The following is a 21,781-nucleotide window of genomic DNA, read 5'->3' as shown; positions in this document are numbered from 1 at the left end:
TTACGCTCCCTTCGCTGGTACGACCTGGAGGTAGACCAGGGTGAGAATGAGGTTGGCGAAGAACAGCAACAGGAACGTGATGACAACCGTCTGGTTCACAGCTTCACCGACACCCTTGGGGCCGGGGTTGGGATTCAGGCCCTTGTACGACGCGATGATGCCGGCGATGAGACCGAAGATCGCCGCTTTCGCTTCTGCGACATACAGATCGGGCAGCTGAGCCAACGCGGAGAACGACGCCAGGTAGGCACCGGGGGTACCACCCTGCAGGATCACGTTGAAGAAGTAGCCACCGACGATGCCGACGACCGAGACGAGTCCGTTGAGCAGCAGCGCCACGAGGATCATGGCCAGCACTCGCGGAACGACGAGGCGGTGAACCGGATCGATTCCCAGTACCCGCATCGCGTCGATCTCCTCGCGAATGGTGCGAGAACCGAGGTCGGCGGTGACGGCAGAACCGGCCGCACCGGCCACCAAGAGGGCGGTCACGATCGGACTGCCCTGCTGGATGACGGCGAGCACGCTGGCAGCACCGGTGAACGATTCGGCACCGAGCTGCTTGATCAGCGAACCGGTCTGCAGCGATACGACCGCGCCGAACGGAATGGCGACCAGTGCCGTCGGCAGAATCGTCACGCTGGCGATGAACCAGGCCTGCTCGATGAACTCGCGGAACTGGAACGGCCTACGAAAGGTGTTTCGGACCACCTCGACGAACAGTTCGACGATATTGCCCGCTTGTGTCAGAGCGGCGTTCGCGGGCGCGAACGCGGACTTCTTCGATCCCCCCATGTCTGCTATTGACCCCGACCTTGTGTTGGAGCTTGGTAGCCCTGCTGATCATGTCCTTGGTCGTAGCCTTGTTGGCTGTACCCCTGTTGGTCGTAGCCCTGCTGGCCGTACCCCTGTTGGTCGTAGCCCTGCTGGTCGTAGCCCTGCTGGTCGTAACCCTGCTGGTCTGCGTACGCCGGGTAACGCTGCCCCGAGTCGGTGCTGTCGAGGCTCTCCTGGATCGCGACCTGAGCGCTGTGCGGCAGGGTGTGCATGATCTGGCGCACCCGCTCCTGCCTGCGTCCGACGGCCTGGCGCACCGGCGTACCCGGGGTGGCCTTCATCTGCGGCACGATGCCTTCGACGTCGTCGACGCCACCGGCGTGGTGACCGGCGTCGACCATGGCCTGCTCCTGCGCCATCTGCGCCTCGTCCTTCTCTTCCGACATTCCGATCGGCCCGATCATCGTGCCGTTCAGGAATTGCTTGACCACCGGCTCGTCACTGGTGAGCAGCACCTCACGGGGGCCGAACATGACCAGCTGACGACGGAACAGCATGCCGATGTTGTCGGGGACCGTTCGAGCCAGATTGATGTTGTGCGAGACGATGAGGATCGTGGCATCGATGTTGGCGTTGATGTCGATCAATGTCTGCGAAATGTACGTCGTACGAACAGGATCGAGGCCGGAGTCCGGCTCGTCGACGAGAATGATCTCCGGGTCCAGCACCAGCGCGCGGGCGAGGCCGGCACGCTTGCGCATACCACCGGAGATCTCACCGGGCAGCTTGTCCTCGGCACCGAGCAGACCCGTCAGTTCGAGCTTCTCCATGACGATCTTGCGAATGTCGGACTCGGACTTCTTGGTGTGCTCGCGAAGCGGGAAGGCGACGTTGTCGTAGAGGTTCATCGAGCCGAACAGGGCACCGTCCTGGAAGAGCACTCCGAACAGCTTGCGGATCTCGTAGAGCTCACGCGAGGAGCACTGCAGGATGTCGGTTCCGTCGATGAAAATCTTGCCCTGCTCGGGGCGAAGGAGACCGATCAGCGACTTGAGGAAGACCGACTTACCGGTACCGGAAGGACCGAGCAATGCACTGACTTCACCCTTCGGCAGAGTCAACGTCACGTCCTGCCAAATCTTCTGTACACCGAAAGACTTGGTCAATCCTTCGACCGAAACCTCGACTCCCACGCTGACCTCCACAATTCATACACATCGACCCGGATGTGGGTTGCGTCACTGTATCCCATGCACGTGTCCGCTCCGACACAGGAGCTTACCGCCCAGTAAGAACTTCCCCGAGTCAGGCTGTAGAGCTTGCATCAGTGTGGCTCATCTCACGCGAGCCGGTCGGGAAGTCGCCCGAACTGTGACAAGTCCCTGCCGTCGGATTCTGTGACAAGACACAACTGCACCCGGCCGAGACCATTCGGAAAGCTTCGGACTTCGGCGTTCACGAGTAAACAGTGACGCGTTGCCGATGTCCCGGGATCGAGAAGACTCCGTGATCGGTCACAACGCAGCGCGATGCGATCCGCATCGAACACAGGAGAAGGCTCCATCGAACGCAGGAGCAGCCCTCCCCCGAACACAGAAAAGGGCCGCCCTCACCGAAGTGAGGACGGCCCCTTCTGTGCGCTCGATGTTGAGAGCGCGAAGTACGACTGCAGTGAAGCGGTCTTACTTGACGGAGATCTTTGCGCCGGCAGCTTCCAGCTTCTCCTTGGCGGCCTCGGCTGCATCCTTGGCGACCTTCTCCAGGATTGCCTTCGGAGCGCTCTCGACGAGGTCCTTGGCTTCCTTCAGGCCGAGGCCGGAGACGACCTCACGGACGACCTTGATGACCTGGATCTTCTTGTCGCCGGCCGACTCGAGAACGACATCGAACTCGTCCTGCTCTTCGGCTGCCTCAGCCGGAGCGCCTGCTCCGCCTGCTGCTGCAACTGCGACGGGAGCAGCTGCGGTGACCTCGAAGGTCTCCTCGAATGCCTTCACGAACTCGCTGAGCTCGAGGAGGGTGAGCTCCTTGAACTGGTCGAGCAATTCTTCGGTGCTGAGCTTCGCCATGGTGGCGGTCCTTCCTGTAAGTACCTGGCCGCTGATCCGCGACATGGTGTTGGTGTGGAGCTGTTCGCTAATGCCAGCGGATCAGCTTTCGGCGGGAGCTTCCGCCGGTGCTTCTGCTTCTGCAGGGGCCTCGGCTGCGGCAGGTTCGCCGGCAGCCTTCTTCTCCTGCAACGCGAACGCCAAGCGGGCGAACTGCGATGCGGGAGCGTTGAACAGGCCTGCAGCCTTCGACAAGTTGCCCTTCATGGCGCCGGCGAGCTTGGCCAACAGGATCTCGCGAGACTCGAGGTCTGCGATCTTGTTGATCTCGTCCACGGACAGCGTTGCGCCGTCCATGTAGCCGCCCTTGATGATCAAGGCCTTGTTGTCCTTCGCGAAGGCCTTGATGGCCTTCGCAGCGTCGACCGGCTCGCCCTTGATGAATGCAATGGCGGTCGGTCCGACGAACAAGTCGTCGAGGCCGGTGATGCCGGCATCGGCAGCTGCGCGCTTGACCAGGGTGTTCTTGGCGACGGAGTACGTGGCACCTTCGCCGAGCGCACGCCGGAGCTGAGTCAGACCGGAAACCGACAGGCCACGGTATTCCGTGACGACGGCAGCCGTCGAACCCTTGAACTGGTCGGTGATCTCCGAAACTGCGGAGACCTTTTCGGGCTTTGCCATACTTCGCCTCCTCTCGTGGGAAGTTGTGTCGATCGCGAGAGGGCCGGAAAACGACGAACGCCCCGGTGCAGGAAGCACACGGGGCGTGAACAAGTGGCAGCCGAAGCTGCACGACAGGTTCCCTACCGCGTTCTCCTGCGTGGGCCGTCCGAAGCGATCTCGGACCTTCAACCGCACACCTGTCAGGAAATTTCCCTCGAGAAGGCGGTGACCAACGGTCTTGGGTAGAACTTGATTGGGCGGAACGAAAGAAATGCACGCACTGCGAGCACATTCCTTCTGGACCGTCGACCAGGCTACAACACCTCGGGGGTCAACTCCAAAACGATCGGCTACTGCCGCACCCCGTAGACGACCAGGTTGCGTTCGTAACTGCCCACGGTCGCATCGAAATCGCCCGAACAGGTGATCAACCGGATCTCGTCGCCGGGCACCGCGCCGAACACCGACGCCGTCGGGAAGTCCGCCTTGCCGTGGTCGCCGATGCGCTCGATCCGATAGTCCGCTCGGCCACCTGCTTCGTCGCCGACCGTGACGATATCGCCCGGGTTCAGATCCGACAGCCGATCGAACACCGCAGGCCCGGTAGTCGAGTCGACATGCCCGGCGAACACCGTCGGACTGCCGATCCCACCGGGTCGGCCACCGCCGGTGAACCACCCGACGTCGTCGTAGTCGGTGGGTACCTCCATCTCGCCGCTGTCGGCAATACCCAGGCCGACGAGCCCCTCGTCGAGCGCGATGGCAGGAATGCTCAGGCGCATCGGGATCGGCCGATCCCCCACTACGCCGGACAGTTCGGGCGAGGGCACGGGCACGGGCGACGAAGAGGACACCGTCGGGGCCGGCTCAGGTTGTGACGACGGTGGCGACGGTGGCGACGCACCACATCCCGTCACCACCGCCGTCAGAACCGCAGCCGTCAGAACCGCGGCCGCGAGTGCAGCCCGCGTGGGGAGCTTCAGCTCTGCACCCCGCGGGTGCGCCGTGCCACCAACGTCACGCCCGCGACAGCCATCGCGCCGAGGGCTACCGCGCCGACGACGGGAGCTGCGGAGCCGGTCGCCGAATCGGATGCCGCGGCGAGCGCCGCGCCGCCACCTCCGGTTGCTACCGATCCGACCGGAATCCGGGTCAGCTGTCCTCGGACCGCTCCGGCCGAGAAGTCGACGGTGTGGGTGTCGGCCGCGAAGCCTGCTGGGTCGGCTTCGATCCGGTCCAACGTGAATCCGGTACCGCTGTCTGCATCGGCACCGGCCGGGGTCAGACCGGTGGTGAACGGACCCTGCATGCAGCCGTTGCTGTTGCGCGGGCCGTCCCCGACGGGGGTCGGGTTCGGGAACGCGAGGCGCGGCGGTCCCGCTGCACCTGCTGCGGCCTGGTGGATATGAGTAGCCGTCTTGGCCGGGCTCATGTAGTCACCTGTCACACCGTTCAGCGAGATGTCGTAGCAGATGATGTCGAGGTCGGAATTGATCCGCAGCGTGAAGGTGCCCATCGCGCCCGGCTGACCCGGAGTGGCCACGCCGTCACCGTTCAGAACCTGATCGGGCGTGGCCATCGCGGTGAATGCGCTGGTGAAACTGTCCGGTTCGGCGACCGGGGTGTCGGCAGCGGCCGGGCCCGCCGAGAACAGCAGCAGCGCCGCCGCGGTGGCCGTACCGCCGACGAGTGCCGTGGCGGATCTACGAACGGACGCCGCCCGGCGTGTAGTGGAACGTGTGATCATCTCGTGTGCCTTCCATGAAAGTATCGGGCAGGCGAGCCCGTACACGGTGTACGACGGTCGGCGCGTAGATGTTCAAATATCGGTAAAGAAATATTCCAGTCTTGGATATGAACGCCTGCGGGGCCGCAGACGTAATCACTGTCATGAGCATCGGGAGCGTGATCGAGCTGACTTCGATGTCGCGGCCGCATACGACCAGCACGCGTCGGAGATGCTCGGTTACGCCGTCAATGCCCTCCGCGATCGAGCCCTCGCCGAGGATTGTGTGCAGGAGACGTTCCTGCGGGCCTGGCGGGCCAGAGCGCGCTTCGACCCGAGCCGAGGTTCACTCCGCACGTGGCTCTTCGCGATCGAGCGAAACGTCATCGTCGATCTCGTTCGGTCCCAGGCGAGAGTGCCTGCGACGACATCGGACCGGCCCGACGAGCACGAACGCGGACCGAGCGCCGTCACGCGCGACACCACCGCCGACACCGACGAGCGGCTCCGCATCATCGCGGCACTGGCACAGCTCTCGCCCGACCACCGCGAGGTCGTCGTGGCTGTGCACGTATCCGGAAGCAGCTACGCCGAACTGTCGGAATCGACCGGAGTGCCGGTACGCACGCTCCGCACCCGCGCCTTCTACGCCCTGAAGGCACTACGCAGAAACCTCGACAGAAAGGAGGACCGATGACAGCCTCACCCGATCGGCGAGCAGAGCTGATCGCTGCAGCAGTCGGCGACGATCTCGACGATGCCGAAGCCGGCGAACTTCGCGCGCTGGCCGCGTCGGACCCCACGGTCGACACCGAGATCGCTGCACTGCGCGCGACGACGGAGCAGCTCGAACGCCGGGGCCCGAACCTGCCGTGGCTCGACTCGACTCCGCCGCCCGGACTCCGCGAGCGAATCCTGGCCGCCACACAGAACGCCGACAACACCGAGAACACGGTTGCCCCTGAGCGTTCGGACAGCTCCGGATTGCAGCCGGTCGCCAGGCCGCGGTTCGGTGTCAGAAACGGGTCGGCCGGGTTGGCCGCTGCCGCAGCGCTCGTCGGTGTCGTCGTCGGCAGTGCAGCAGTACTGGGCATCGACGCATACCGCTCCGAGCCCGGTGAACCCCAGGTCGTGGTCACCGGACCACCAGGAACTCTCGGGGCCTACGAGGAAATATCGTTCACCACCAGCGGACCGACTGTCGACGTCGAAGGCGGTCTCGTCGCCCACACGTGGGGAACGGAAACCGTCCTCGAAATGGACGGCATCTCCGAGGGCGGTCCGTACGACGTCGTTCTCGTCGACCGATCGGGCGTCGACCGGCCGTCCGGCACGTTCCTCGGCAGCACCGTCACCATCGAGTGCCGGATGAATGCCGCCGTCCTGCGCGGCGACGTCGCCGAGATCGAGATCAGGGGTTCGGACGGAGTCGTACTCGCGTCGGCTCAGGTGCCGTCTGCCTGAACGCTTGTCTCGGAACGCAATCCGGGCCACCAATTTCGCTCGCCGAACAGCTTCATCATCGCCGGCACCATCATCATGCGCACCAGAACCGCGTCGAACAAAACGGCGACAGCGAGCGCGAACCCGAACTGTTGGAGTTCGAGAACATCGGCAGTGAGGAAGCTGGCGAACACGGCGATCATGATCGCGGCCGCAGCAGTGATCGGCCTGGCGGTGTGCTCGAGGCCGTCGACGATCGCGGTGTCGTTGGCGCTGGTGTCGTTGGCACTGGTGTCGTTGGCACTGGTGTTGGTCACGCTGTGTCGGTTGCGATGCGAGACGAACACCTCGCGCATCCGGCCGATGAGAAACACCTCGTAATCCATCGACAGACCGAAGACCACGGCGAACACGGTGACGGGCAGATACACCTGGATGTAGCCCGGACTGTCGAATCCGAGTAGCGACGATCCCCATCCCCACTGGAACACCGCCACCGTCGCACCCAACGCCGCGCCGGTGACGAGCACATTCATGGCGACCGCCTTGATCGGAATCACCACGCTCCGAAAGACGATGCCCAGGTACACCAGCGAGAATGCCAGTACTGCGAACACGACCCACAGGAATTTGCTCGAAATCTCCTGGGAGGCATCGACGACGAGGGCGGTGGTTCCGCCGACCGATACGGTGGTGCCGTCGCGGTCTGCGGCAACAACTGCCTGCGACCGGATCGACGCGACCAGGTCGGAGGCCTCGGTCGAGTCGATCGGCACCGCGGGCACCACGATCAGCAGCGTGCGACCGGAGTCCTGTTGCGCCAGGGCGTAATCGACGCGACCGTCGGCTCGGATGTCGTCGGCGAAGGCCGCGACGGTGGCCGCCTGCGCCGGTTCGAGGGGACGGTCACCGCTGCCGGTGAACACGACGGTGATCGGCGAAATCGTTCCAGGAGCGAACTTCTCGGTGAGGACCGTATTGGCCCGGCCGCTCGGCTCCGCGGCAAGGGCGTCGGCTCCGAGGTCCACCCCGTACTGGATGGTCCCGATCGGCACCAGGGCGGCCAGCAGCACGGCTGCGGTGACGGCCGTGTAGCGCCACGGGCGTTCGATGACGTGTCGCGCCCACCGTGACCACCACGTGGGTATCGCGGCATCGTGCTCACCGACCGCCGGAGGCTGAAACCTCTGCGGTAGCGACAGTGTCGAGATTCGCGGGCCGAGGACCGCGAGAATTGCCGGTAGCAGCGTCCAGGCCACCACGACGACGCACGCCACCGTCAGCGCTACGACGAACGAAATACTCTGCACGGCAGGAACATCGACGATCGCCAGAGCACCGAGCGAAATGAGTACGACCAGACCGGAGATGACGATCGTGTGGCCCGCCGTTCCCATCGCGGCCCCGACGGCCGCATTCGTACGCCCCTGACCCGTGGCGTCCCCCGGCAGCGTGGTGCGGTCCATTTCCTCTCGAAATCGGCTGACGATGAAGAGCGCGTAATCGATGCCCAGACCGAGACCGAACATCGACGCCACCGTCGTCACGAGGACATCGAAGGTCATGACGTGCGAGAGCAGCGAGAACACTCCGAACGCCGCCAACACTCCGATGCCCGTGGTGACGAGCGGCACGATGCCGGCGACCACGGATCCGAGAGCCAGGATCAACAGCACGAATGCCAGTGGTAGGCCGATACTTTCGGCCCGGACGGCGTCCTCGGACTCGACTTTGGTCAGATCGACGGTCATCGGCGAGTATCCGGTGGCCGCCACGTCGATACCACCGTCGGATGCCCCGTCGATGAGCTTCTGAATGCGTTCTGCGGTCGCGATCCGGTCGCGAGGGTCGCCGCCGACACCGACGAAAGCCAGTGCCGACGTTCCGTCCTCGGAGATCTGGGGCACGAATCCGGCCGTTTCGTAGGGATCGACGACCCGCAGCACATCCGGGGATTGCCGCAGCGCAGAGACGGTCTCGCCGACGCGTTCGCGGAAAGCGGGATCTGCGACGCGGACCCGATCCGACGTGAACGTGACGACGAGCTGCTCGGACCCGAACGAGGAGAAGTGCTGTTCGACGAGCGCGTCGGCACGACTCGATTCGGTACCGGGGACGGAGAAGTTGGCTCCCACCAACGAGTTCTGCAGTGCCGGATAGAGCGCAGCAGAACCCACCGCGATCAGCAGCCAGACGGCCAGCACGAGCCACCTGTGACGGCCGACCGTTTGCCCCCAGCGGTCACCGATGCCGAGCCTGGTCTGCGCGCGGTCGAGCACCACCGTCCGATCGATCATGGCCGAGGCAGCTCGAGATCGCGGTTGTAGATGCGGTACGTCCGGTGCGGAGTCTGCTCCATGCGGGTCAGCACCGATCCCTTCATCCAGGGGCTGTCGTCGAGCACCGGCGCTGCCTCCACCCGGGTGTAGCCGAGATCGCGCATCCGCACCGACAACTCCATGATCAGCAACGACGACACCGCGCGATCGGGGCAGTCCGGATCGACGAACAGCATGTCCACCCGCACCCCGTCGATGACGTCCGTTCGGCTCGGCTTCTTGACGTGCCACAGCGTCACCAGGTCTCGCAGCCACCGCGACTTCAGGTGCGCGGCCTTGGCCGCGGCCTGATTGACGTCCGGGATGCCCATCAGAAATCCGACGGGCTTGCCGTCCAATTCGGCCAGCAGGGTGAGCCGTCGATCGAGGACCGGGAGCATCATCCTCAGCAACTCGAAGAGTTCGACGAACGACAGTGGTGAGAAGCCCCAGAAGTTCACGAACGTCTTGTTGTAGAGATCGCGCACGATGCGCGCGTCGCGGCGAACCGTTCGGTACTTCATGGAGCGGAACGTCACTTCCGAACGCGACTTGATCTTTTCGAAGATCTGCATGTGCCGCGCATATTCGGGGCGGTTGTAGATAACGCACGGATCGTCGAACAGGTAGCTGTAGAAGTCCTTGATCCCCACGAGCCCCCACTTCTCGAAATGGGCTGCGTAGTACAGAGGATTGTGCGGCATGCCCACCAACGGAAGGGCAGGCTCGTCGTCGACGACGATGCCCGCGCTGTAGAACATCGACGGACCGAAAGGCCCGGACATCGCGCCGAGCCCGCGCGCGGCAAGCCACGCCGCTGCGGCATCGAGCAGGCCGGTGGCGACCTCGTGATCGTCGACGGCCTCGTAGAACCCGAAGAAGCCGATGGATTCACCGGTGTACTGGGTGAAGCTCGTGTCGTGGATGGCCACGACTCGTCCGACGACGACCCCGTTCTCGCGTGCGAGGAAGGCCGCGATATCGCGGGTCGACGCGATGGCGACCGGCGGCGAAATCAGGATCCGATCGAGATCCATGGGTTCGTCGGGCAATCGGTACGGATCACCCTGGTAGACGAGATCGGTGACAGCCTTGAATTCGTTCCAGTCCTGGGTGGACTCGACCCGGTCGACAGTGATCATCGTTCCTTCTCACGTGAAGTGTTGTCTGCCACCGGGATCGGTGAGCGGGCGACGACGCTCTCCCCCGCGAACACGTACTGGCCCGGTCGGACGGTGATGGTTTCGGCGAGAGCGTCGGGGACGAACACGTCGCATTGAGACCCGAAGCGGATCATCCCGTACTGCTCGCCGCGTTCGACGGTGTCGCCGACGGCGACGTGCGCGACGATCCGGTCGACCCACAGATCCGCTATCTGTGTCACCGTCACCACCGACCCCGATGAATGTTCGATGGAGATGGTGAGCCGCTCGTTGCTCAGTATGTAGTCGCACCCCTCGTCGTACGGGGTGCGCCGCGTCAACAGGTTCGCTCCCACTCGCGCCATCGACTTGTTGAACGGTGCCGCGGAGCGATGACGCCGCATGCCGATGGTGCCCGAGATCGGAATCCTGTTGCGGTGCACCGAGTATTCGGACATGTAGATCCCGATGAGGTATCCGCTCTCGGTCGCTGCCACACCCGCGATCTCGTCCAGCGGAATGGTTCTGCCCTTCTTGACGGCGAATGCCGTCGAACCCGCGTCGACGCGTTTGACGTACGTGACGAACCCGTCGGCGGGTGCCACCACCGACTGCGGATCGGCCGGCGGAACGCGATGCGGGTCTCGGAAGAAGAACCGGGTGCGCCAGTACAGGAACAGCCCGAACGGCGCCGCCACGGCGACACCCACACCGACGAGTGCTCGTCCGAGCGACATCAGAGATGTCGCTGTTCGTCGATGCTCTCCGACCAGGTCACGAACGCGTCCGCTGCCCGGTGACGTAGCGCACCGGGCAGCAGCCCGATAGCTGCACACACGACGTAGAAGCCAACGGAGAGCACGGCATTGGTGACCTCGTGGCCGAGGGAGAGTTCCCGCAACCGCACCGAGGTCGGCTCGAATCCGTCTGCCACGTCAGTTGACGACAGGGGTGAGCGTCTTGAGCTGGGCCTTTTCGAAGTACAGCTCGAAGAGCCTGCGGTGATCGCACCAGGAGGTGTCGTGGTCGACGGGCAGGATGGCCTCGGGCTTGTGCACCAGCCGCATCAGCTTGTCGATGTTGTCGGCAAGCATGGTCTCGGCGAACCGAGGAGAGATACGGACGCTGACGCGTTCGACGAACTCGTCCCAGCTCACCAGGTCGAGGCCGAGGAGCTCGGCATACAGATCGTGTCCGTAACCGGTCGGGTTACTGGGCAACAATCGGGTGAGCGGGTGGCTCCGCAGTGCGTTGCCGGCCATGACGTCGCACATCACGTCCACCGGGACGTAGTTCATTCCCGGCCCGTCCCAGATCGCGCCGGCGGCGATCGCCAACTCCACGATGCGCCAGAAGCTGTAGACGCGGCCCGGATCGAGGCCCAAGTCGGTACTGCCGAGGATGTAGGGGGCCTCGGCCAGCGTGACGGAGTACGTGTCCGACATCGACAACCACCCGAGCAAGGTGGCGTTGACCCACTTCATCTGGGCGTACCCGGAGTACCACCACGAGTCGGGACGACGGAAGTCCTCGGGCTTCTGATAGAGATGCGCGCCGATGCTGCCGACGTAGGTCAGATGCTTTCGGGCCGAGGTGATGCTGAATTCGAGGATGCGCAGCACGCTGACGAACCAGTCGTCCCGCAGCTCGGCGTAACTCTCGGTGTAGTCGGTCGAGCTGGCGCAGTTGAAGATCTGGCCCACACCGGCGGCGAGCTCGAAATACGCGGCCTTGTCCAGACCGAAGCGGAACGAGGTCGGCGTGCCTTCGACGATCCGAATCTTGTCCGCATCGACCGTGATCTCGTACTGATCGAACGTGCGCTGGAGTCGCCCTCGAGCCGACTCCTCCTCGGTGGGACGAACCACGGCGTACACGACGTCGACGGCGGAGTCCCGGGTGAGACGGCCGATCAGATGCGCGCCGAGAAACCCGTTCGCTCCGAACACGAGCGCAGTGTCGGTACGCGGTGGTGCCATGCTCGCGACGCGGCGACGAGTCTCCTCGTCGATGAACGGCCGCAGCGCGGTGGGATCGCCGTTGCTGAGGGCAACGACATCGGCGTACTTGCCGGCAAAGCGAAGCCCCGGGCATTCGCTGGTGATCAGTGCGTCCGCGTGCGGCCAGATAGGCCGTTGCGATCCGTCTCCGAACAGTGCTTCTACGTGCATTCGTACTCCCCTGCAACGGTCGGTGTCCCACATCACTCGGACGGGCAGACGTTAACAACGCAGCGCTCTCCATACTCGCTGGTTTCGAAAGTCTGGTATGCCCCACAGCAACGCTCAACCGGCGTTGAGAATGTTCCCAACAAAACACAGAACTGAAGCCGTCTCGTTGGAGCACACCACGACCGATTCGCGTTCCACAGGACAAAGAGGGTCGTTCGAAGGTCTAATCGTTCTTCATGACCGCCGTCGAGCCCCACCCCCTCCTGAGACCCCAGCGCGACCCCAGCGGCGGCGAGGCCGCGCAGGCCTGGGCAGCGATCACGGCGCAGGCTCCGCAGTACCCACGAGTGTCCGTCTCGGCCGACGTGCGCATTCCGATGAGCGACGGAGCGGCCCTGCGCGCATACGTCTTCCGCCCCGCCGATGCGTCCGGGGCGCCGGTACCGGGGACGTTCCCGACGGTCCTGAACCTGACGCCTTACAACAAGCTGCTGATCAAAGGTATCGATACGATCCTCGAAACACCGATACTCGGCCGAGCCATCAGGAAGTTCTCGTCGGCGTTCGACCTGACCGGTACCGCGTTCGACGGCATCACCGAAATCACTCGTGTGGTCGCGGGCGGAGCCGCGGATCTGTTGTCGGTCAACCGCCACCTCGTTCGTAGCGGGTACGTCCAGATGATCGTCGACGTTCGAGGAACCGGAAGCTCCACCGGAACCTGGGACGTACTGGGCACCCGAGAACAACTGGACTCGATCGAAGTGATCGAGTGGGCGCGCCGGCAATACTGGTGCAACGGCAGAATCGGCATGGCGGGCATCTCGTACTCAGCGATCAACGCACTGCAGGCGGCAGCCAAGAGACCCGACGGGCTCGACGCGATATTCGCCGTCGAAGGTTCGGTGGACATCGTTCGCGAGATCTTCGCAACCGGAGGCGCGACCTCGGCGTTCATTCCCCTGTGGCTCGCTGCTGTCAACGGACTCAAATGGGCACCTGCGGTGAGAGGAATCGATACCGTCGCCTGGCTTCGCGATCGCGTCCGATCACCTGCGACCGACCTGTTCGATCTGGCCAAAGGCTTTGTCACGGGGAATGATCCACGAATCTACGACGACCCGTACTACGACACCATCGACGCCGTCATCGAGGACATCACCGCACCGACCTTCCTCTACGGCTGCTGGCACGACATCTTCGGCAGCTCGGCCCCGGACATCTACAACCGACTCGCTCTCGAACGCGGCTCCAAACAACTACTCGTCGGCGACGGCTACCACGTCAATCCCGGAATCGGTTTCGGTGAACCGGGATTCCCACCGCGACTGGACGTACTCGAGCGAGCCTGGTTCGACAGGTGGCTGTGCGACATCGACAACGGAATCGAGAACTACGGGCCGGTCACCCTCCGACAACAGGGCGGCAATTGGACTGCGCACGGCCGCTTTCCGGCTCCCCAGGCACAGTCGCGCAGGCTGTATCTGTCGACCGAAAAGTCGAACACCGCCGCCCACGCCGCCGGCGACGGCAGCCTCGCCTACGAGCCGTCCACGTCGTCCGGCGTGCTGACCGTACGTCCGTCCCTGCGTGCCGTCGTATCCCGGGACACCACACAGGTTCTCGCCGGTGTCACGGCTCTACTGGGCGGCGGCTTCACCTACGACAACCGATTCGCCGAAGGTGCCGCCGCCACGTTCACCACCGAACCCGCCCGCGCGGACGCCGTGCTGTCGGGGCCGATGAACCTGCATCTGCGCGTGATCTGCCGTGCCCGAGAAGCATTGTGGGCGATCATGATCTGCGACGTCGCCCCCGACGGTAAGTCGACCGTGCTGAGCAACGGGGCGTTGCTCGCGTCTCGCCGAGCCGTGGACGACGAGCGATCACTGTTCGCACCGAACGGCGACTACACCCGGCCGTACCACCCGCTCACCAAGGCCGCTGTGCTGCCGGTACCCGTCGGGCAGCCCATCACACTCGACATCGACATTCTCGGCACCGAAGCTGTGATCGCGACGGGTCATCGCCTCCGGGTGGCCGTATTCGCCACTGACGCAACACGGTTCATCCCCATCCTGCCGGACCTAGTGCGCACTCGACTGAAACCGCAGGACATCGCGATCGACCCACACGATCCCAGTTACCTGGTGGTTCCGGTGCTGGGCACCCCCGACTGGTAGGAACGAGAACATGAGAATCGAACAAGGCATCGCGCCGTCGAACTCCATCGACATCGCGTACGAGGACATGGGTTCGGTCGACGACCCCGCCGTACTGCTGATCATGGGTCTGTCCGCGCAGCTGACGCTGTGGCCCATGGACTTCTGCACGCGTCTCGTCGACGCCGGCTATCGGGTGATCCGCATCGACAACCGCGACATCGGGCTGTCGACGAAGATGACGGGCAGGAAGGTGCACGGCTGGCAGATTCTTCGGCTCCTCCGGCACGAACTGGGGATGTCGTCGGACGTCCCGTACACGATCGTCGACATGGCCGCCGATGCGGTCGGCGTACTCGACCACCTCGACATCGACTCCGCGCACGTCGTCGGCGCGTCGATGGGCGGCATGATCACGCAGGTGTTCGCCGGTAGCTACCCGCAGCGAACCAAGTCCGTGTCCATTCTGTTCTCGAGCACCAACGAGGCATTCCTGCCACCGCCGGATCCCCGGGCACTACTGCCATTGATCGGTGGCGTCGGCAAGGACGCCACGAAGGACGAGATCATCGCGCATTCAGCGAAGACGCTGTCCACGATCGGCTCCCCCGGGTTCCGGACCCCGCTCGAGGAACAGCTCGAGATCGCCCAGGTGATGTACGAACGCAACTACAACCCGTCCGGAGTCATTCGGCAGATGGCGGCCATCACCGGTACCGGCAGCCTCAAGCCCTACGCACAGAAGATCGACGCACCGACGACCGTCATCCACGGGACCGCGGACCGACTGGTGCGGCCGGCCTGTGGCAAGGCCATCGCCCGGGCGGTTCCCGGCGCGGAGCTGACCCTCATCGAGGGCATGGCACACGACCTGCCGGCCGCGTTGCTCGACCGGATCAGCGGCCTCGTGCTGGCCAACTTCGCTCGCGCGAACGCAGCCTAGATCTCGGCAGGACAGAACGACGAAGGCCGGCCTCCCACAAGGAGACCGGCCTTCGTTCGGAGCTGAAGAAATTACGCGTTCGCGTCGTCCTCGAGGAGGTTGCGAGTGCGGTTGGGATCGACCTGGACGCCGGGTCCGGTGGTGGTCGAAACGGTGACCTTCTTGACGTAGCGACCCTTCGCCGACGACGGCTTCGCACGCAGGATCTCGTCCAGTGCGGCACCGTAGTTCTCGACCAGCTTGGTCTCGTCGAACGAGGCCTTGCCGATGACGAAGTGCAGGTTGGCCTGCTTGTCGACGCGGAAGTTGATCTTTCCGCCCTTGATGTCGTTGACGGCCTTGGTCACATCGTTGGTGACCGTGCCCGTCTTCGGGTTCGGCATCAGGCCACGCGGTCCGAGGACACGGGCGATGCGGCCGACCTTGGCCATCTGATCGGGGGTCGCGATAGCGGCGTCGAAGTCCAGGAATCCGCCCTGGATGCGCTCGATCAGATCTTCTGCACCGACGACGTCGGCTCCTGCTGCCTCGGCTTCAGCAGCCTTCTCACCAGCGGCGAAAACAATAACCCGAGCGGTCTTGCCGGTGCCGTGGGGAAGGTTGACGGTGCCGCGCACCATCTGGTCTGCCTTGCGGGGGTCGACGCCGAGTCGCACTGCGACCTCGACGGTGGGGTCGAACTTGCTCGACGCGGTCTCCTTGGCCAGCTTGGCGGCTTCCAGAGGCGAGTAGAGGTTGTCCTGGTCGATCTTGGCGGCCTGCTCGAGGTAGGCCTTACTGCGCTTTGCCATGTCTTACTGTCCTTCGTTCGAGTTCAGAGTGGTTGACGAGCCTGGCCGGCTCTCCCACGTGTGATGCTTGGAGAGGCTGAAGATCAGCCTTCGACCGTGATGCCCATCGAGCGAGCAGTACCGGCGATGATCTTCGCGGCCTGGTCGATGTCGTTGGCGTTGAGGTCTTCCTGCTTGGTCTTGGCGATCTCGCGCACCTGATCCATGGTCACCTTGGCGACCTTGGTCTTGTGCGGCTCGCCGGAGCCCTTCGCCACGCCTGCAGCCTTGAGCAGCAGCTTGGCAGCGGGAGGAGTCTTCAGCTTGAAGTCGAACGTACGGTCCTCGTAGACCGAGATCTCGACGGGCACGACGTTGCCGCGCTGCGACTCGGTCGCGGCGTTGTACGCCTTGCAGAACTCCATGATGTTGACGCCGTGCTGGCCCAGTGCGGGGCCGACGGGCGGTGCCGGGTTAGCGGCGCCGGCCTGGATCTGAAGCTTGATGATCCCGGCTAGCTTCTTCTTCTTCGGGGGCATGTCTTGTTTCCTTGTATTCGCTCGGGTTTCTTGCGGTTGCTACTGCAAGTCTGTGCGGTCGGCTTCTAGATCTTGGAGACCTGGGTGAAGCCGAGCTCGACCGGGGTTTCACGGCCGAAGATCGATACCAGCACCTTGAGCTTCTGCTGCTCTGCGTTGACCTCGCTGATGCTGGCCGGGAGGGTCGCGAACGGGCCGTCCATGACGGTGACCGACTCGCCGACCTCGAAGTCGACCTCGATGGTGGGCTTCGACGTGGTCTCGCTGCCCTGCTCGGCAGTGCCTGCGGCCGCTTTCGCGTCCTTCTTGGCACCTTCCTGAGGCATGAGGAACTTGACGACCTCGTTGATGGTCAGCGGCGACGGACGTGACGTCGCGCCGACGAAACCGGTGACGCCGGGAGTGTTGCGAACCGCACCCCAGGATTCGTCGTTCAGTTCCATGCGGACCAGGATGTAGCCGGGCAGAACCTTGCGGTTGACCTGCTTGCGCTGGCCGTTCTTGATCTCGGTGACCTCTTCGGTGGGAACCTCCACCTGGAAGATGTAGTCACCGACGTCGAGGTTCTGCACACGGGTCTCGAGGTTGGCCTTGACCTTGTTCTCGTATCCGGCGTAGCTGTGAATGACGTACCAGTCACCGGGGGCGCGGCGCAGAGCCGCCTTCATCTCGGCAACGGGGTCTTCGGGCTCTGCAGTGACGTCGACGTCAGCGGAGACCTCGGATGTCTCGTCGCCTTCGGCGGGAACGTCGTCCCCGGCGGCAGCGGCGACATCGGCCTTGATTGCTTCGTCCGTCTCGCGGTCCTGAGCGGCCTGCTCCGCTTCGAGGCCCTGCTTGGTCGCCTCGACATCGGCGTCGAATGCGGCCACTTCGGTGGCGTCGTTGTGCGGCGTGCTCACGTCAGCACCCTTTCTCTAGTTCCTGCTCGGTTCGATCGTCGAAAGTCACGGCAACTGCGTTCGGTCAACCGAACAGCCAGCCGACGCCCTTGATGAACAGCAGATCGAGGCCACTGATGAACGCGACCATGAACGCCAGGAAGACGAGCACGACGGTGGTGTAGGTGACCATCTGCTTCTTGTTCGGCCAGATGACCTTCCGAAGCTCGGCGACGACCTCGCGGAAGAACTGCAGCAGACGCAGAAACACATTCGGTCGCTTGTCGAGCTTGGCCTTGCCGGATCGAGCCTTGCCCGAAGCGGCCTTCGCGGGCGCGGCCTTCGTCATCGACACGCCGGCGGCGCTGCCACGGGACCTGCCGGACGCACGCTTGCCGGTGGGAGCCACTGCGCCTGCAGCGGCATCATCTGCGGTTGTGTCAGCATCGGAGAGACGGCCCTCGGAGCCAGGTGCGACGTCGTCTGGAGCCGAGGAGTTCTCGAACTCCTCCGATCGACCGTCGCGCTTACCGCGCTCCTCGCTCACGTCGTTCCTCTCAGTTGCTGACACCTTGGGCAGGGGCGACAGGACTTGAACCTGCAACCTACGGTTTTGGAGACCGTTGCTCTACCAATTGAGCTACGCCCCTTCGGCCGAAAACTTCTCGGCCGTTCTGGTGTCCACCCGACGCATTCACGCGAACCCACACAACCTCCGAGGAGGACGCGGGCAGCGCACAGCGCTGGATTACCCCAGAAATCTCAGTGTACTGCACACCCTTCGGAACAGATAAATCCCGTCGTTCCGGCAGCTCGGTGGCCGTCCGGATCGACCCATCATCAGGCCAAGCGAACCGTAGCGGTCGCTCGCCCGAAAATCTTCTTGCCCTCGAACTTCGCCACGATAGCGATGACGGCAGTTCTCTCGTCCGCATCCACCGACTTGATCTTGCCGGAGAACTCGACCGCAGCCGCGGAGTCCTCGGACACGTAGACCGAGCTGGTGAAGCGAACGTTGTATTCGGTGACCGCACCGGGATCACCCAGCCACGACGTGACGAACCCGGCACCGAGGCCCATCGTCAGCATGCCGTGCGCGATCACGTTGTCCAGGCCGGCCAGGCGGACGACCTCGTCGCTCCAGTGAATAGGGTTCGGGTCTCCCGAGACACCCGCGTAGTTCACCAGATCGCCGCGCGTGAGCATGACGATTCGCTCCGGCAACTCGTATCCGACGGAGACGTCGTCGAAGCTACGAAGCGCCATGCATGATCACTTCCTTGACCGCGTGCGCGATGTTCTCGTCGACCTCGCCGCCGGTACGCGCGACGATGGTCGTCCACGTCGTCTGCACGACCTCGCCGTTCTGGTCGGTGACGATGTTCTTGGTGGTCATGATGTCGCTGCCACTCATCTGACGGAACGACTCGAGGTGCACATCGCACACCAGTCGATCGCCGACCTGAATCGGGCGGTGAAATTGCAGCCGCTGATCGGTCTGCAGAATCTGGCTCGGGTCGTACCCGGTGATGACCTCTTTGAACATCCGCGTCTGCGCGATGATGCCGACCAGCGAAATGAAGGTCAGGGGCGCGAGGAGACCGTCGTAACCGAGGCCCTTCGCTGCGTCCTCGTCGTGATGCGCGGGATGGAAGTCCTGGACCGCACGCGCGTACTCACGGACCTTTTCGCGGCCGACCTCGTAGAAGTCGTCGACGCGGTAATGAAAACCGACCATGGACGCCGCGTGAGCGGATACATCCATGGCCGGAATTTCAGATGATGCCGCAGCATCGTGTGGTGCTTGTGACACGGTGGAAACGACCTTTTCTACCCTTACAGAAGGGCAGTTGGACCTAGCGAGACTCGCGGTGCGCCCGGTGCGTGCCGCAGTTGGAGCAGAACTTCTTCAGCTCGATGCGGTCGGGATCGTTCCGACGGTTCTTCTTGGTGATGTAGTTGCGGTGCTTGCAAACCTCGCAGGCCAAGGTGATCTTGGGCCGCACATCGGTGGAGGAGGCCACTGGACGCCTACTTTCGGGTAAATCTGATCTGGGTCAATCAGGACTGTTCATGCGTGCTACTTGCCGTGCTTGCCTACTGTGTAGCGGTGACCGGACTTGAACCGGCGACGCAACGATTATGAGTCGTTTGCTCTACCAACTGAGCTACACCGCCTCAGGTGCTCATCGTCCACCATCCCACGAACGGGAGCGCGACGTCGAGCCATCCAATCCAGCGAGCCCCCTAACGGAATCGAACCGTTGACCTTTTCCTTACCATGGAAACGCTCTACCGACTGAGCTAAGGGGGCGGGTGACTACGGGAACTCTCGTTCCGCAGGCTCCACCTCAGAACACGAACAAGCCGTGCGCTGAAGCCTTCAAGAGGTTACACATTCCGAGCACCGACTGCCAAATTGCGAGGTCAGCGGCCCTGATATGTCCTCTTCACATGGAAACCCCAGCGAGAAAATCTCTCGCCGGGGTTCCAGGTGTGGCAGATGTAGGATTCGAACCTACGTAGGCATAAGCCGACGGATTTACAGTCCGCTCCCATTGGCCGCTCGGGCAATCTGCCGTGCTGCGATCGAAGTCCGTGCTGGTCTTCGGCGCGGTGAGAAGAATACAACGAACGTCCCCCCGGAACGCAAACCGGGTGGATACGGTCGGTAGCGGGCCGATAAAGTCCCAGCGGGATGTGGACCGACACCACCGCAGAAACAAATTTTCGATTCGACTGGAGAGTGTGAGAAGTGGCTGATTCGTCCTTCGACGTAGTGAGCAAAGTCGACCGGCAGGAAGTGGACAACGCTCTCGGACAGGCCGCGAAGGAGCTGGCGACCCGCTTCGACTTCCGAGGATCGGACACCAGCATCGAGTGGTCCGGCAGTGGCGAGTCCGAGACCATCGTCATCACGTCCGAATCCGAGGAGAAGGTCAAGGCAGCTCTGGACGTCTTCAAGGAGAAACTGATCCGACGCGACGTATCGCTCAAGGCTTTCGAGACCAAAGACCCGGCCGCGTCCGGCAAGGTCTACAAGGTCACCGGCAAACTCGTGCAAGGCATCAGCACCGAGAACGCCAAGAAGATCTCCAAGAAGATCCGCGACGACGGCCCCAAGGGCGTCAAAGCGCAGATCCAGGGCGACGAGCTGCGCGTGAGCAGCAAGAAGCGCGACGACCTGCAGGCAATCCAACAGTTGCTCAAGAACGAGGACTTCGGCATCGCCCTGCAGTTCGTCAACTACCGGTAGAGCGCCGCATGTGAGTGGAACCTCGTAGCAGACTACGAAGTTCCACTCACATGCCGCAGGCTCCGGTCAGTAGGGCCGATGGCCGGCCATCCGCTCGAGCCGTTCGATTCGGTCGGCCATCGGCGGGTGGGTGGCGAAGAGCGCGCCCGCCTTGTCGCCGATGCGGAACGGATTGGCGATCATCAGATGCGACTCCGCGGCCAGCCGCGGCTCGGGCGGCAGCGGTGCCAGCTGCACCCCCTGCTCGAGCTTTCGCAGTGCCGACGCCAGCGCCAACGGGTCGCCGGTCAGCTCGGCACCGGACTGGTCGGCCTGATACTCCCGAGAACGAGAGACCGCGAGGCGAACCAGGCTGGCCGCAATGGGTCCCAGCATCGACACCAACAGCAGCGCGAGCGGGTTCGGTCCCCCGTTGCCGCGTCCGCCGAAGACGTTGGCGAAGAAGGCCAGGTTCGCCAGACCCGAGATGACCGACGCCATGGCACCGGCCACCGACGAGATCAGGATGTCGCGGTTGTAGACGTGCGAGAGTTCGTGTCCGAGCACCGCTCGAAGTTCCCGCTCGTCGAGGATCCGAAGAATGCCCTCGGTGCAGCACACGGCTGCGTTGCGCGGGTTCCGCCCGGTGGCGAACGCGTTGGGATTGTTGGTCGGGCTCACGTACAGCGCGGGCATCGGCTGATGCGCCGTTGTCGCCAGTTCCCGCACGATCCGGTACATCGCCGGCTGTTCGAGCTCACTCACCGGCACCGCGTGCATCGACTTCAGAGCCATCTTCGCGCTGTTGAAGTACGCGTAGCCGTTGACGCCGACGGCCAGCACGATCGACCCGATCAGAATCATCGAGTTACCGAACAACGACCCGATGAAGACGATCAGCGCAGACATCCCGACCAGCAGGCCGAATGTCTTCGCACCGTTGGCGTAACTGTTCATCGT

At 63.6% G+C, this 21,781-nt stretch carries 24 protein-coding genes and 4 tRNA genes; 5 read left to right on the top strand and 23 right to left on the bottom strand.

Translation table 11 applies throughout. From position 1 onward, the window contains the following. From CH281_RS02135 to CH281_RS02110, 6 genes are all read right to left on the bottom strand, one after another. The gene (locus CH281_RS02135; RefSeq protein ID WP_032365269.1) at window positions 1-795 is read right to left on the bottom strand and encodes an MlaE family ABC transporter permease; all 795 of its coding nucleotides are present in this window, start codon (window positions 793-795) and stop codon (window positions 1-3) included. A gap of 5 nt (window positions 796-800) precedes the next feature. Next, window positions 801-1,970, bottom strand: a complete 1,170-nt coding sequence (locus tag CH281_RS02130) for an ATP-binding cassette domain-containing protein (protein WP_094622920.1) — start codon at window positions 1,968-1,970, stop codon at window positions 801-803. A gap of 489 nt (window positions 1,971-2,459) precedes the next feature. Next, window positions 2,460-2,846, bottom strand: coding sequence for a 50S ribosomal protein L7/L12 (gene rplL, locus CH281_RS02125; protein WP_032365267.1), 387 nt, complete (start codon window positions 2,844-2,846; stop codon window positions 2,460-2,462). A gap of 81 nt (window positions 2,847-2,927) precedes the next feature. Further along, window positions 2,928-3,509, bottom strand: a complete 582-nt coding sequence (gene rplJ / locus CH281_RS02120) for a 50S ribosomal protein L10 (protein WP_032365266.1) — start codon at window positions 3,507-3,509, stop codon at window positions 2,928-2,930. A 332-nt stretch (window positions 3,510-3,841) separates the two neighbouring features. Further along, window positions 3,842-4,273 (bottom strand): class F sortase, encoded by a 432-nt coding sequence (locus tag CH281_RS02115; protein ID WP_052053114.1) that lies wholly within the window; start codon window positions 4,271-4,273, stop codon window positions 3,842-3,844. Between the two features lie 197 nt (window positions 4,274-4,470). Continuing rightward, window positions 4,471-5,238, bottom strand: a complete 768-nt coding sequence (locus tag CH281_RS02110) for a CHRD domain-containing protein (RefSeq protein ID WP_032369727.1) — start codon at window positions 5,236-5,238, stop codon at window positions 4,471-4,473. A gap of 211 nt (window positions 5,239-5,449) precedes the next feature. On the opposite strand from CH281_RS02110, the gene CH281_RS02105 reads away from it, so the two are divergent. Together CH281_RS02105 and CH281_RS02100 are read left to right on the top strand one after the other, a co-directional pair. Then, entirely contained in the window at window positions 5,450-5,914 is a 465-nt protein-coding gene (locus CH281_RS02105; protein ID WP_094692715.1) for an RNA polymerase sigma factor, read from the top strand. Further along, window positions 5,911-6,681, top strand: a complete 771-nt coding sequence (locus tag CH281_RS02100; RefSeq protein ID WP_032369729.1) for an anti-sigma factor domain-containing protein — start codon at window positions 5,911-5,913, stop codon at window positions 6,679-6,681. Before CH281_RS02105 ends, CH281_RS02100 begins: the two co-directional genes overlap by 4 nt. On the opposite strand, the gene CH281_RS02095 is transcribed toward CH281_RS02100, so the two are convergent. From CH281_RS02095 to CH281_RS02075, 5 genes are read right to left on the bottom strand one after another with little or no spacing between them, the layout of a single operon-like run. Next, the gene (locus CH281_RS02095) at window positions 6,663-8,957 is read right to left on the bottom strand and encodes an MMPL family transporter (RefSeq protein WP_094692713.1); all 2,295 of its coding nucleotides are present in this window, start codon (window positions 8,955-8,957) and stop codon (window positions 6,663-6,665) included. The two genes, CH281_RS02100 and CH281_RS02095, sit on opposite strands and share 19 nt — an antisense overlap. Further along, window positions 8,954-10,120: a hypothetical protein gene (locus CH281_RS02090; RefSeq protein WP_032381283.1), complete on the bottom strand. Its 1,167-nt coding sequence runs from the start codon at window positions 10,118-10,120 to the stop codon at window positions 8,954-8,956. Before CH281_RS02090 ends, CH281_RS02095 begins: the two co-directional genes overlap by 4 nt. Beyond that, the gene (locus CH281_RS02085) at window positions 10,117-10,857 is read right to left on the bottom strand and encodes a phosphatidylserine decarboxylase (RefSeq protein ID WP_094692711.1); all 741 of its coding nucleotides are present in this window, start codon (window positions 10,855-10,857) and stop codon (window positions 10,117-10,119) included. Before CH281_RS02085 ends, CH281_RS02090 begins: the two co-directional genes overlap by 4 nt. Next, window positions 10,857-11,054, bottom strand: coding sequence for a hypothetical protein (locus tag CH281_RS02080; RefSeq protein ID WP_032369733.1), 198 nt, complete (start codon window positions 11,052-11,054; stop codon window positions 10,857-10,859). Before CH281_RS02080 ends, CH281_RS02085 begins: the two co-directional genes overlap by 1 nt. Window position 11,055: 1 nt before the next feature. Next, window positions 11,056-12,291, bottom strand: a complete 1,236-nt coding sequence (locus tag CH281_RS02075) for an SDR family oxidoreductase (RefSeq protein WP_032381281.1) — start codon at window positions 12,289-12,291, stop codon at window positions 11,056-11,058. 236 nt (window positions 12,292-12,527) lie between these two features. Between CH281_RS02075 and CH281_RS02070 the strand changes: the two genes are divergently transcribed. Together CH281_RS02070 and CH281_RS02065 are read left to right on the top strand one after the other, a co-directional pair. Continuing rightward, the gene (locus tag CH281_RS02070) at window positions 12,528-14,474 is read left to right on the top strand and encodes a CocE/NonD family hydrolase (RefSeq protein ID WP_094692709.1); all 1,947 of its coding nucleotides are present in this window, start codon (window positions 12,528-12,530) and stop codon (window positions 14,472-14,474) included. 10 nt (window positions 14,475-14,484) lie between these two features. After that, complete coding sequence (locus tag CH281_RS02065) at window positions 14,485-15,396, top strand: alpha/beta fold hydrolase (RefSeq protein WP_032365255.1); 912 nt, start codon at window positions 14,485-14,487, stop codon at window positions 15,394-15,396. 71 nt (window positions 15,397-15,467) lie between these two features. Here CH281_RS02065 and rplA read toward each other — a convergent pair whose 3' ends face one another. The 11 genes from rplA to CH281_RS02010 all read right to left on the bottom strand — a co-directional run bounded on the left by rplA (window position 15,468) and on the right by CH281_RS02010 (window position 20,166). After that, window positions 15,468-16,187 carry a 50S ribosomal protein L1 gene (gene rplA / locus CH281_RS02060; RefSeq protein ID WP_027498276.1) on the bottom strand — a complete coding sequence of 240 codons (720 nt, stop codon included), beginning with the start codon at window positions 16,185-16,187 and terminating at the stop codon, window positions 15,468-15,470. A gap of 83 nt (window positions 16,188-16,270) precedes the next feature. Continuing rightward, entirely contained in the window at window positions 16,271-16,705 is a 435-nt protein-coding gene (gene rplK, locus CH281_RS02055; protein WP_008713829.1) for a 50S ribosomal protein L11, read from the bottom strand. Between the two features lie 65 nt (window positions 16,706-16,770). Then, the gene (nusG, locus tag CH281_RS02050) at window positions 16,771-17,607 is read right to left on the bottom strand and encodes a transcription termination/antitermination protein NusG (RefSeq protein ID WP_032381279.1); all 837 of its coding nucleotides are present in this window, start codon (window positions 17,605-17,607) and stop codon (window positions 16,771-16,773) included. 64 nt (window positions 17,608-17,671) lie between these two features. Further along, entirely contained in the window at window positions 17,672-18,133 is a 462-nt protein-coding gene (gene secE / locus CH281_RS02045) for a preprotein translocase subunit SecE (RefSeq protein ID WP_032369898.1), read from the bottom strand. A gap of 30 nt (window positions 18,134-18,163) precedes the next feature. Continuing rightward, window positions 18,164-18,236, bottom strand: a tRNA-Trp gene (locus CH281_RS02040). Window positions 18,237-18,426: 190 nt separating this feature from the next. Further along, window positions 18,427-18,852, bottom strand: a complete 426-nt coding sequence (hadB, locus tag CH281_RS02035) for a (3R)-hydroxyacyl-ACP dehydratase subunit HadB (RefSeq protein WP_032381278.1) — start codon at window positions 18,850-18,852, stop codon at window positions 18,427-18,429. Continuing rightward, complete coding sequence (hadA, locus tag CH281_RS02030; RefSeq protein ID WP_048316186.1) at window positions 18,839-19,351, bottom strand: (3R)-hydroxyacyl-ACP dehydratase subunit HadA; 513 nt, start codon at window positions 19,349-19,351, stop codon at window positions 18,839-18,841. Before hadA ends, hadB begins: the two co-directional genes overlap by 14 nt. Before the next feature lie 91 nt (window positions 19,352-19,442). Then, on the bottom strand, window positions 19,443-19,610 hold the full coding sequence (gene rpmG / locus CH281_RS02025) for a 50S ribosomal protein L33 (protein ID WP_027498281.1): 168 nt from the start codon (window positions 19,608-19,610) through the stop codon (window positions 19,443-19,445). A gap of 81 nt (window positions 19,611-19,691) precedes the next feature. Then, window positions 19,692-19,764 (bottom strand) — tRNA-Met (locus CH281_RS02020). A 63-nt stretch (window positions 19,765-19,827) separates the two neighbouring features. Continuing rightward, window positions 19,828-19,900: transfer RNA gene (locus CH281_RS02015), tRNA-Thr, on the bottom strand. 183 nt (window positions 19,901-20,083) lie between these two features. Then, window positions 20,084-20,166: transfer RNA gene (locus tag CH281_RS02010), tRNA-Tyr, on the bottom strand. A 175-nt stretch (window positions 20,167-20,341) separates the two neighbouring features. On the opposite strand from CH281_RS02010, the gene CH281_RS02005 reads away from it, so the two are divergent. Next, a complete protein-coding gene (locus CH281_RS02005; protein ID WP_094692707.1) occupies window positions 20,342-20,842 on the top strand; it encodes a YajQ family cyclic di-GMP-binding protein in 501 nt (166 codons plus the stop codon). Window positions 20,843-20,908: 66 nt separating this feature from the next. On the opposite strand, the gene htpX is transcribed toward CH281_RS02005, so the two are convergent. Continuing rightward, window positions 20,909-21,778 carry a zinc metalloprotease HtpX gene (htpX, locus tag CH281_RS02000; protein WP_027498283.1) on the bottom strand — a complete coding sequence of 290 codons (870 nt, stop codon included), beginning with the start codon at window positions 21,776-21,778 and terminating at the stop codon, window positions 20,909-20,911. Between the last annotated feature and the right edge of the window lie 3 nt (window positions 21,779-21,781).

Source organism: Rhodococcus sp. 06-221-2 (assembly GCF_002258365.1).
In the GTDB taxonomy this organism is placed as follows: domain Bacteria; phylum Actinomycetota; class Actinomycetes; order Mycobacteriales; family Mycobacteriaceae; genus Rhodococcoides; species Rhodococcoides fascians.
This window is presented reverse-complemented; position numbering and strand designations above follow the sequence as displayed.

Excerpts from the sequence above, each read along its gene's own strand:
- rplL (WP_032365267.1), bottom strand. The coding sequence starts at position 2,846 with ATGGCGAAGCTCAGCACCGAAGAATTGCTCGACCAGTTCAAGGAGCTC.
- hadB (WP_032381278.1), bottom strand. The coding sequence starts at position 18,852 with ATGGCGCTTCGTAGCTTCGACGACGTCTCCGTCGGATACGAGTTGCCG.
- rplK (WP_008713829.1), bottom strand. The coding sequence starts at position 16,705 with ATGCCCCCGAAGAAGAAGAAGCTAGCCGGGATCATCAAGCTTCAGATC.
- CH281_RS02085 (WP_094692711.1), bottom strand. The coding sequence starts at position 10,857 with ATGTCGCTCGGACGAGCACTCGTCGGTGTGGGTGTCGCCGTGGCGGCG.
- CH281_RS02090 (WP_032381283.1), bottom strand. The coding sequence starts at position 10,120 with ATGATCACTGTCGACCGGGTCGAGTCCACCCAGGACTGGAACGAATTC.
- CH281_RS02075 (WP_032381281.1), bottom strand. The coding sequence starts at position 12,291 with ATGCACGTAGAAGCACTGTTCGGAGACGGATCGCAACGGCCTATCTGG.
- rplJ (WP_032365266.1), bottom strand. The coding sequence starts at position 3,509 with ATGGCAAAGCCCGAAAAGGTCTCCGCAGTTTCGGAGATCACCGACCAG.
- CH281_RS02110 (WP_032369727.1), bottom strand. The coding sequence starts at position 5,238 with ATGATCACACGTTCCACTACACGCCGGGCGGCGTCCGTTCGTAGATCC.
- CH281_RS02135 (WP_032365269.1), bottom strand. The coding sequence starts at position 795 with ATGGGGGGATCGAAGAAGTCCGCGTTCGCGCCCGCGAACGCCGCTCTG.
- CH281_RS02065 (WP_032365255.1), top strand. The coding sequence starts at position 14,485 with ATGAGAATCGAACAAGGCATCGCGCCGTCGAACTCCATCGACATCGCG.
- htpX (WP_027498283.1), bottom strand. The coding sequence starts at position 21,778 with ATGAACAGTTACGCCAACGGTGCGAAGACATTCGGCCTGCTGGTCGGG.
- rplA (WP_027498276.1), bottom strand. The coding sequence starts at position 16,187 with ATGGCAAAGCGCAGTAAGGCCTACCTCGAGCAGGCCGCCAAGATCGAC.
- CH281_RS02105 (WP_094692715.1), top strand. The coding sequence starts at position 5,450 with ATGCTCGGTTACGCCGTCAATGCCCTCCGCGATCGAGCCCTCGCCGAG.
- CH281_RS02070 (WP_094692709.1), top strand. The coding sequence starts at position 12,528 with ATGACCGCCGTCGAGCCCCACCCCCTCCTGAGACCCCAGCGCGACCCC.
- CH281_RS02115 (WP_052053114.1), bottom strand. The coding sequence starts at position 4,273 with ATGCGCCTGAGCATTCCTGCCATCGCGCTCGACGAGGGGCTCGTCGGC.
- hadA (WP_048316186.1), bottom strand. The coding sequence starts at position 19,351 with ATGGATGTATCCGCTCACGCGGCGTCCATGGTCGGTTTTCATTACCGC.
- CH281_RS02100 (WP_032369729.1), top strand. The coding sequence starts at position 5,911 with ATGACAGCCTCACCCGATCGGCGAGCAGAGCTGATCGCTGCAGCAGTC.
- CH281_RS02095 (WP_094692713.1), bottom strand. The coding sequence starts at position 8,957 with ATGATCGATCGGACGGTGGTGCTCGACCGCGCGCAGACCAGGCTCGGC.